The organism is Acidiplasma aeolicum (assembly GCF_001402945.1).
GTDB lineage: Archaea > Thermoplasmatota > Thermoplasmata > Thermoplasmatales > Thermoplasmataceae > Acidiplasma > Acidiplasma aeolicum.
In genome coordinates this window covers 1-1,869 of record NZ_LKBG01000103.1, presented here as the reverse complement: position 1 = coordinate 1,869, position 1,869 = coordinate 1, and the positions used below count along the sequence as shown (strand labels likewise).

Annotated in this window: 3 protein-coding genes and 1 pseudogene; 3 read left to right on the top strand and 1 reads right to left on the bottom strand. The window is 26.9% G+C overall.

All coding sequences use genetic code 11. The annotated features are described in order from the left end of the window. The coding region (locus AOG54_RS09665) for a transposase (RefSeq protein ID WP_201779313.1) at positions 1 to 123 on the top strand (123 nt) is incomplete at its 5' end. A 46-nt stretch (positions 124 to 169) separates the two neighbouring features. On the opposite strand, the pseudogene AOG54_RS03000 reads toward AOG54_RS09665, so the two are convergent. Further along, positions 170 to 319: pseudogene (locus AOG54_RS03000) on the bottom strand (IS481 family transposase); the annotation flags it as partial. Positions 320 to 575: 256 nt separating this feature from the next. On the opposite strand from AOG54_RS03000, the gene AOG54_RS10160 reads away from it, so the two are divergent. Together AOG54_RS10160 and AOG54_RS02995 are read left to right on the top strand one after the other, a co-directional pair. Then, positions 576 to 701, top strand: coding sequence for a hypothetical protein (locus AOG54_RS10160; RefSeq protein WP_269082554.1), 126 nt, complete (start codon positions 576 to 578; stop codon positions 699 to 701). A gap of 414 nt (positions 702 to 1,115) precedes the next feature. After that, positions 1,116 to 1,869: ATP-binding protein (locus AOG54_RS02995; protein WP_055032393.1), on the top strand; the 754-nt coding region annotated here is incomplete at its 3' end.

Below are 1,869 nucleotides of genomic sequence, written 5' to 3'. Positions count from 1 at the left end.
AGAACAAGAAAGATAGGTGCATTTCCCAATGGTGATTCACTGATAAGGCTGGTTGTTTCAATAGCAATGGACATCAATGATGAATGGCTGATAAGGAAATACATAAATATGGAGGTTGATTAAGGATAATGTTAAAGGGTCATTTGAATTTACAGTAAAAGTATTACACTATCATATATTCTCCATTTTCCTTATATTTTTTGTAAATATAATTTATATACCCTGTGCTTATCTTCATTTCTTTAGCTATTTCTGTTGATGATCTTCTTTTAATTTTTTCCCTTATTATGTATTTTATTTTTTTATCATTTAACTTCATTCTTGGTGTGTATTCTTTTATTATATTTTTACCGGGTATATATAGGAAATATTTACGGGACAATATAAATTTTTGCATGTCTCATAAAAATTAAATAACATATTATAATAAAAATATTCCTATAAACACTTTACCAGTTTCCAATACTTAAATCTTGTCATACCAGTCATATTTATAGGATAGTTTAATTTTCAGCTATTATGAAAAACTGTCAAGGATATAATGAAAAAAACCTGCTAATGAAATAACATAATCAATGAATATTGACATAAACTCAAAGAGGATTAAATTCATTGACCATGTATATTATTTAATATACAGTGCACTACACGGATCTGATTTAACCGATACATCCATTGGCAATGGAATAAGAAGGTCATAGCTTTCAAAGCTAAATACTAAAAGATCATATATTCCATTCATCCAGCTATTCTGTAAATTGTTAGAACCATACATAAGGGCACATGACTATAGAGTGTACAGCAGGTACACGCGTGTATTGACAATTGATTCAACATTCATTAAAACATTGATGAATAGCAGTCTTGCCTATTATCAGTGTATTAAACACAATATACCATATCAGCATATTAGAATATGAAAAGGGTAAATACATACTATATAAAGTGGATTAAACCACAAGGAACTCATAGTATTCCCTGATCATGGCCATAATGGAGTTCTGGTTAAAATCATTATACAAGGAACTCAATTCGGGATAACATAATTTATTATTTATGTATAAATTATTTAAATATGCCATAAATTATATATATTAAACGATATTATGCAATCTATGAACTTTCTTGAAAATTATAAATTGTATTTAAAAATGGTACTTAATAAAAGTAATGGTAATATTGATATGTCAAATTTAAACTTTGTAGATCCTATGATTATTTTATTATTATTTGACTATTTAAGAAATTCCAGATATATTCCTCCATCAAATTCTGATACTAAAAATTATATAAACACAATGCTGCAAAATTATAATAATCTTAATTTTAGCAACAAATCTTATTTACCCATCACAGGAGTAAATGAGAACGATAATAAAGTGGAACAATTTGTTGAAAGAATTTTAAAAACTTATAATATGGATAATAGTGATTTACTTAATTATATCATAGGAGAGCTAACCGATAATATTATAGAACATTCAAAATATACCAATAATTACATACTTGCACAATATTATAAAAATACTGGTCTTGAAATATGTATTTATGATGACGGAATAGGAATACCAAAAAGTTTCAAAAACGCTGGATTTAATTTAAATAACGATGCTGACGCAATAAAAATGGCATTAAATGGCGAGTCAACCAAGGGCGATAAGGAGAGGGGTACAGGCTTAAGCTCTATTAGTAGAATAATTGAAAGCTCTTCAAGCAACGAGTTCATAATAATATCGGATAAGGCCATATACAATTTTTATAATGGCAGGGAAAATTTATATAATTTAGATGATAAATATAAACTAAGAGGGACGTTTATTGGGGTTCTGTTTAAAAATAATATAAATAATATAAATATCTATGATTATA

Bases quoted from the DNA above. Each gene is read 5' to 3' on its own strand.
- AOG54_RS10160 (WP_269082554.1), top strand. From the start codon at position 576: ATGAATATTGACATAAACTCAAAGAGGATTAAATTCATTGACCATGTA.